Source organism: Lysobacter enzymogenes, from assembly GCF_017168095.1.
Taxonomy (GTDB): Bacteria; Pseudomonadota; Gammaproteobacteria; order Xanthomonadales; family Xanthomonadaceae; genus Lysobacter; species Lysobacter enzymogenes_D.
Genome location: NZ_LXSD01000264.1, coordinates 1 through 7,344, shown reverse-complemented (window position 1 = coordinate 7,344; position 7,344 = coordinate 1). Strand labels below are relative to the sequence as shown.

At 72.2% G+C, this 7,344-nt stretch carries 5 protein-coding genes; 2 read left to right on the top strand and 3 right to left on the bottom strand.

The window, feature by feature from the left end; all coding sequences use genetic code 11:
• A partial coding sequence (locus A7A76_RS07495) for a non-ribosomal peptide synthetase (protein ID WP_206410609.1) occupies positions 1–3,461 on the bottom strand: 3,461 nt, incomplete at its 3' end.
• Positions 3,462–3,906: 445 nt separating this feature from the next.
• On the opposite strand from A7A76_RS07495, the gene A7A76_RS07490 reads away from it, so the two are divergent.
• Positions 3,907–4,533: a DUF4180 domain-containing protein gene (locus tag A7A76_RS07490; protein WP_206410608.1), complete on the top strand. Its 627-nt coding sequence runs from the start codon at positions 3,907–3,909 to the stop codon at positions 4,531–4,533.
• 66 nt (positions 4,534–4,599) lie between these two features.
• Here the strand turns inward: A7A76_RS07490 and A7A76_RS07485 are convergent, their stop codons facing one another.
• The gene (locus tag A7A76_RS07485; RefSeq protein ID WP_206410607.1) at positions 4,600–5,412 is read right to left on the bottom strand and encodes an isocitrate lyase/PEP mutase family protein; all 813 of its coding nucleotides are present in this window, start codon (positions 5,410–5,412) and stop codon (positions 4,600–4,602) included.
• 428 nt (positions 5,413–5,840) lie between these two features.
• Between A7A76_RS07485 and A7A76_RS07480 the strand changes: the two genes are divergently transcribed.
• Positions 5,841–6,488 (top strand): response regulator, encoded by a 648-nt coding sequence (locus A7A76_RS07480; protein ID WP_057947935.1) that lies wholly within the window; start codon positions 5,841–5,843, stop codon positions 6,486–6,488.
• Between the two features lie 655 nt (positions 6,489–7,143).
• Here A7A76_RS07480 and A7A76_RS07475 read toward each other — a convergent pair.
• A partial coding sequence (locus A7A76_RS07475) for a hypothetical protein (protein WP_206410606.1) occupies positions 7,144–7,344 on the bottom strand: 201 nt, incomplete at its 5' end.

Here is a 7,344-nt window from a genome sequence, read left to right as displayed (position 1 = left end):
CGTTGCGCGCACAGGCCGATGCGCGCGTCGGCGCCGGCGCCGCAAGCGCGCAGGCGCCGCGCCAGGCGCTCGGCGCGGGCGTCGAGTTCGGCGTAATCCATGCGCCGCTCGCCGTGGATCAGCGCGATCGCGTGCGGCGTCGCGCGCGCCTGGCGTTCGAACAGGCGATGCACGCAGTCGGGCGGGGCCGGCTGCGCTTCGGGTTCGCCGCGGCCGAGTTCGTCGAGCAAGTGCGCGCGCTGCGCGGCATCGACCAGGGCGATGCGCGTGGCCGCCTGCTGCGGCTGCGCGCACATCGCGTCCAGCGCCGCATGCAGGCAGCCGAGCTGGCGCGCGATGGTGGCGGCCTCGAACAGTTCGCTGGCGTAGCCCAATTCGCCGACCAGTTCGCCGTCCTGCTCGCGCACGTGCAGCTCCAGCTCGAAGCGCACCGCCGCGAACGGCTGGCTGGCGCGCACCTCAAGGCCGGGCAGGTCGAAGCGGCCGGTTTCGTTGCTCTGCCAGGCCAGCAGCGCCTGGAACAGCGGCGTGCGGTCGGCGCGGCGTTCGGGCTGGGCGAGTTCGACCACCTGCTCGAACGGCAGGTCCTGGTGCGCCTGCGCGCCGAGCGCGGCGGCGCGCACGCGCTGCAACAGCTGCGCGGTGTCGGGCTCGTCGGCGAGGTTCACGCGCAGGGCCAGGGTGTTGACGAAGAAGCCGAGCAGGGGCTCGATCTCGGCGCGCTCGCGATTGGCCGAGGGCGTGCCGATCGTCACCTCGTCCTGTCCGGACAGGCGCGCCAGCACCACCGCCCAGGCCGCGGCGACGGCCATGAACAGGCTGCAGCCGTGGGCGCGGCACAGCTGTTGCAGGCGCTGCACGCGCGTGGCGTCCACGCGCAGCGGCAGCGCGCCGGCGGCGTGCGACGGCCGCGGCGGGCGCGGGCGGTCGCTCGGCAGGGTCAACAGGCCGGACGCGCCGGCCAGCGTTTCGCGCCAGTACGCGGCCTGCGGCGCCAGGCGCTGCGCATCCAGCCAGCGCCGCTCCCAGGCGGCGTAATCGGGGTATTGCACGCGCAGCGGCGGCAGCGGATCGGGCGCGCCGGCGCGTTGCGCGGCGTACAGCGCGCCGAGCTCGCGGCCGAGCAGATGCAGCGACCAGCCGTCGCAGACGATGTGGTGCTGGACCAGCATCAGCACGTGGCGGCGCGCGCCGGTGCGGATCAGGCGCGCGCGGATCAAGGGCCCGGCGGCCAAGTCGAACGGCGTGCGCGCGTCGATTTCGCACAGCTCGCGCAAGCGCGCCGCGGCATGGTCGGCGCCGCGCAGGTCGTGCTCGGCCAGCGCCAGGCCGGCCGCGGCCGGCAACAGCCGCGCCCGCACCTCGCCGTCGACCGCGTCGAACACCGTGCGCAGCGCCTCGTGGCGTGCGAACACCGCGTCCAGGGCGCGCCCCAATGCGGCGCGGTCGAGCGCGCCGTGCAGGTCCAGGCGCAGCGGCATGTTGTAGCTCACCGCGTCCGGATCGAGCCGGTGCAGGAACCACAGGCGCTGCTGCGCGTACGAGACCGCGAGCGCGCCGTCGCGCGGCGCCGGTTCGACCGGCGGCAGCGGCGGCTGCGCATCGCCGCCGTCGTGCGCGCGTTGCCGCGCGATTTCCAGCGCCAGCGCGGACAGCGTGGGGTGATCGAACAAGGCCTGCATCGGCAGGTCCACGCCGCTGCGCTCGCGCAGGCGCACGCGCAGGCGCGCGCCGGTCAGCGAATGGCCGCCGAGGGCGAAGAAGTCGTCGTCGCGGCCGATGCGTTCGATGCCGAGCAGTTCGCGCCACAGCTGCGCCAGCGCGGTTTCGTCTTCGCCTTGCGGCGGCCGGTAATCGGTATGCGCGCGGTCGGCGTCGCCGGGCGCGGGCAGCGCGGCGCGGTCGAGCTTGCCGTTGCCGGTCAGCGGCAGCGTCGGCACCGCCACGAACGCGGCCGGCAGCATGTAGCCGGGCAGGCGTTGCGCGAGGAAGGCGCGCAGCGTCGCCGGTGCGGCCGCGCCGGCGTAGTAGGCGACCAGACTCGGTTCGCCCGAGGCGTCCGCGCGCGCCACCACCGCGCATTCGCGCAGTTGCGGGTGTTCGCTCAGGCGCGCCTGGATCTCGCCGAGTTCGATGCGATAACCGCGCAGCTTGATCTGATCGTCGTTGCGACCGAGGAACAGCAGCGAGCCGTCGGCGAGTTCGCGCGCCAGGTCGCCGGTGCGGTACATGCGCGCATCGGCCTCGCCGGCGAACGGATCGGCAAGGAAACGTTCCGCGCTCAGGTCCGGCCGGCCCAGGTAACCGCGCGCCACGCCGGCGCCGCCGACGTGGATCTCGCCGGTTTCGCCGCGCGGCACCGGCCGGCCGTCGGCGTCGAGCAGGTACACGCGCACGCCGGCGAGCGCGCGGCCGATCGGCACCGGCGCATCAACGAGCGCATCGGCTTGGGTTTCGCCATCCGGCGCGGTCCATTGGGTCGCGCACACGGTGATTTCGGTCGGACCGTAGGCGTTGACCACGGTCGCCTGCGCGCTCAGTTCGCGCACCAGCGCGGGGCTGGGCGCTTCGCCGCCGAAGATCAGCACCGGACGGCGGGCGAAGCGCAGCGCGCGGCCCTGCGCGAACGCCGGCGGCAGCAAGGCGTGGGTGAGGCGTTCGCGTTCGAACCAGTGGTTGAACGCCTCGGCGCTGGCGCGCTGCGCGCGCGTGGCCAGATGCAGTTGCGCGCCGTGGGCCAGGGCCATGACCAGTTCCAGCACGCTGGCGTCGAAGCCCGGCGATGCGAACTGGGCGACCCGGCTGTCGGCGTCGATGCCCAGCCGCGCCAGGTCGGTCGCGCACAGGTGCGCCAGGTTGCGGCGTTCGATCATCACGCCCTTGGGCGCGCCGGTGGAGCCGGAGGTGTAGATCACGTAGGCCAGGTGCTGCGGGCGCGAGGCGTTCGCCTGCGGATCGCGCGCGGACCAGGCGCGTTCGTCGTCGCATACCGAGTCGGCGAGCGGATCGAACACGCGCAGCGGCGCCAGCGCCTGCGCGCCGAGCGCGGCGCGGCCGGCGGCGTCGCACAGCGCGATCGTCGGCGCGGCGTCGGCCAGCATCGCGGCCAGCCGCGCCGAGGCGTGGTCGGGATCGAACGGCACGTAGGCGGCGCCGGCCTTGAGCGTGGCCAGCACCGCGAGCGGAAGGGCGAAGCCGCGTTGCGCGCACAGCGCGACCAGCCGGTCGGGGCCGGCGCCGGCTTCGATCAGCGTCTGTGCGAGCCGGTTGGCGCGCGCGTTGAGTTCGCCGTAGCGCATGCGCCGGCCGTCGTGAACCAGGGCGATCGCATCGGGCCGCTGTCGCGCATGGCGTTCGAACCGCTGCTGCAAATCGTTCGCGGCATCGTCGCGCGCGTCGCCAAGGTGCGGCGCGGGCGACGGCGCAGGGGTCAACGGGGAAGCGGATTCGAGTCGGGACATGGGCGCAGCGGGCTCCGGAGACGTCGACAGGCGAGGCCGCCCGACGGCGACCGGGTCGCGATGCGACAGTCCGGTGGCAACGTCGCGACGGGCGACTCGTGAACAGGGGGCGAGAACAGGCGGTAGAGAACGGGCATCGAGGCGGACGCGAAGACGATCGGTTCGCGACCGGGTTGGGGCGGCGCGACGGCCGCGGAAACATCGGGCATCCGTTCGCGTTGAAATGAACGTGATCGAATTCCGTTTCCGCGGTCGCCGGCGTCGTTCATCGCGTGCCTGTGGGCGGCCGCGCCGGCGCAGTCTGGCAACGAACGCGAGGCTTCCGAAGTGAGGGTTGTCATGGCCGGTCAGCTTGGCGCGGGCGCATCCCACGGGCTGAGAACGCGGATGCGGCCGCGGCGATTGCGCGCGCGGTCACGCTTCGCGTTTCGCTGCCGCGTCGACCTTGCTGCGCAAGCGCTTTCGCGGCGGCTGCGCGCGCGCATGCCGCATGATGCGCGCGTCGCATGACGCAGCCGATCGCTGCGATGTTCGCGATCCGGCGTTTGCGCTCGCGGCGTTTGCCGTTTCGCCGTATACGCTTCGCGCTTGCCGCGCGTCGGCGACGAAGCGCGCGCTCGCGCGCGCAGCGCATGCGAGACTGTGCCGCCGCTGCCCTGGATTCATCGATATGAACGATTCCGTCGACGCATCGGCGTCCCCTCCGGACTTCGCCGTGCTCGCGTTCGGCGCCGAGCGCGTGCTGTTGTGCGCGCAATACGGCGCGCCGATCGCCGACGCGCGCGCGGCGACCGACCTGATCGGCGAAGCCTCGTTCGCCGGCGCGACGGTGTTGGCGTTGCCGGTGTCGCGCCTGGACGCGGCGTTCTTCCGCCTCGCCAGCGGGCTGGCCGGCGAGATCGCGCAGAAGGCGGTGAACTATCGCTTGCGCCTGGCGGTGGTCGGCGACATTCAGGCCTACCTGCAGCGCAGCCAGCCGTTGCGCGACTGGGTGCGCGAGTGCGGCGAGGGCCGCACGCTGCTGTTCGTCGCCGATCTGGACGAACTGGCGCGCGCGCTGCAACGCGGCTGAGCGGCGCGCCGGCTCGGCGCGCCAACGCGCGGCGCTGGAGCAATCAACGCATCAACGCATCAACGATCAGCGAGGTTCGAACAAGGCGTTGAGTTCGCCGTAGCCCATCGCCGCGGCGGCCAGCGGCTGGCTGTCGCCGTCGCGCAGGAAACCGGCGGCGAGCCGTCGGGTCAGCGCATGCGCCGATTGGGCCAGGTCGGAACCGGCGCTGAGCCGGCGCACGCCCCAGTCGCGCAGTCGCGCCGCCGGCGGCAGCGCGGCGCGGGCGAGCAGGTTCAGCGGCAGGCCGCAATCGGCGGCGATCGCGCGCACCTGGGCTTCGTCGGTCAGCCCCGGCACGAACAAACCATCGGCGCCGGCCTCGCGGTAGCGCGCGGCGCGCGCCAGGGTTTCCTCGACGCGGCGCGCGTCCGGCGCCAACCCGCGCAGATAGACGTCGGTGCGCGCGTTGACGAATACGGCAACGCCCAGCCGCGCGGCCGCGCGCTTGATCCGCTCGATCTTGGCGCACAGCGCGTCGGGCGCGCCGCCGCCGTCTTCGAGGTTGATGCCGACCGCGCCGACCTCGATCACTCCGGCGACGTGGTCGGCGACGGTGTCGGGATCGTCGGAATAGCCGCCTTCCATGTCCACGCTGAGCGGCACCCGCACCGCGCGGGCGATGTCGGCGACGGTGGCGATCAGGCGCGGCACCGGCAGGCGGTCGCCGTCGGCGAAGCCGTGCGCCCAGGCCACGCCGGCGCTGGTGGTGGCCACGGCGGCGGCGCCCAGGCTCTCGATCAGGCGCGCGCTGCCGGCGTCCCAGGCGTTGGCGAGCAGCAACAGGCCGTCGGCGTGCAGGCGGCGGAATCGGTCGGCGCGTTGGTCTTGCGCGGTCATGGGGCGGCTCGCGGCGGGAGGGGAGACCCAGCATCGCATGTGCGCCCAGGCGCGACCGGCCGCTTTCGGACGGAGACACCCTGGGGCCGCGATCGCCTGGGGCCGCAGCGCCCGACGCGTGCGCCAGCGCGGTTTTTTCCCGGTTTGCGCGCGCGATTGCGTTCAATCGCGCGGCGCTGAGATACCATTGCCGCGCGCTCGCACTAGCAACGCAGCCTAGGGATTGCCAAGTTGTGACCCAGTTCATCGGTTGCGGGCGGCGTGGCATCGGGCGTGCGCCTTTTCGGCGCGGCCGATGCAGGACTCGGTGCGGACGCGGTGCGGCTCAGGGCGTCGGCGGTGAGCCAATAAATATCAATGCCTTGCGCGGCCCCCTGGGCGCCGCGTAGCCTCGTTGGCGTGGGCTTCAAGGCAGTTCTGGGGACGGTATGACCATCCGTGTATTCATCGTGGACGACCATGCGCTGGTGCGTACGGGCATGCGCATGATCCTCTCGGCGGAGACGGATATCGAAGTGCTCGGCGACGTCGAGAGCGGCGAGGAAGCGCTGCCGCAGATCCGCAAGCTCAAGCCCGACGTGGTGCTGTGCGACCTGCACCTGCCCGGCGTGAGCGGGCTGGAAGTCACCGAGCGCATCGTCAAGGGCGACCACGGCACCCGCGTGATCATCGTCTCCGTGCTCGAAGACGGGCCGATGCCCAAGCGCCTGCTCGAAGCCGGCGCCTCGGGCTATGTCGGCAAGGGCGGCGACGCCAGCGAACTGCTGCGCGCGATCCGCGACGTGGCGCGCGGCAAGCGCTACCTGGCCAGCAACATCGCCCAGCACCTGGCCTTGTCCACGCTCGACGGCGGCGCCTCGCCGTTCGACGAGCTCTCGCCGCGCGAGCTGGAGATCGCCTTGCTGCTGGTGCAGGGTTTCCGCCAGGAAGAGATCGCCAAGCGTTTGAGCCTGAGCGCGAAGACCGTCAACACCCACAAGACCCGGTTGTTCGAGAAGCTGACGATCACCGACACCATCGCCCTGGCGCGGTTGGCGGCGCAGTACGGCCTGGCCGATCCGGCGCATTCGTTGTAACGCGGGCGGGCGATCCGGCGCGTTCGTCCGGCGCCGGGCGTGCGCAGCGGCGGCGGGTAGCGAAGTCGGCGGATAGCGAAGCCGGCGGATAGCGAAGCCGGCGGTGGGTGGCGGGCTCGCTCAGGCGGATATGCGCGACCGCGGCGATCGCAGGTCGGGCGGGTAAATCAATATGGATTCCGGCTTTCGCCGGAATGACGGCTGGAAGGTCGTTAATGCCGGCTGCAAGGTGGTTAATGCCGGCAAGAAGGTCGTTATGACGGCGAGAAGGTCGTTGTGACGGCAAGAAGGTTGTTGTGGCGGCAAGAAGGTCGTTGTGACGGCAAGAGGGTCGTCAATAACGGCAAGAAGGTCGTTAATGGCAGCAAGAAGGTCGCTAATGACGGCTGGAAGGTCGCTCGCGCGCTTCCCCAATCCGTCATTCCGGCGAAAGCCGGAATCCATTTTGCCGTCGCACGCGCTCGTACCCGCGCCTGTGCTGCGCCTGTACCCATGCAAGCCCCGCAGTACGGACTTTCGCGCGCGGCAGCTTTCGCTGCGGCCCCATCTACGCCGTCCATCTACATCGGCGGGCATAAAAAAACCGGCCGCGCGAGCGGCCGGTTTTTCGTTTTCGCAGCGAGGGCAGGGCGGCCGCGTCGCAGCCGCCCCGCGATCAGGCGCGATGCGGCTGCGAGCCGTCGGCCTTGTCGTCTTCCGCAGGCTTGCTCTCGCCGTCGGCCGCCGCTTCGGCGTTGTCGGCGACCGGCGCCGGCGCGACCGGATGCGGCAGGCCGTCGAACAGGCCGGCGGTGCGCGGCAGCAAGGGCGAAGCGGGCTCGCCGGCAGCGGGCTCGGCGTCGACGGCCGCTTCGGC

Coding starts and splice junctions, on each gene's coding strand:
- A7A76_RS07480 (WP_057947935.1), top strand. CDS start 5,841: ATGACCATCCGTGTATTCATCGTGGACGACCATGCGCTGGTGCGTACG.
- A7A76_RS07485 (WP_206410607.1), bottom strand. CDS start 5,412: ATGACCGCGCAAGACCAACGCGCCGACCGATTCCGCCGCCTGCACGCC.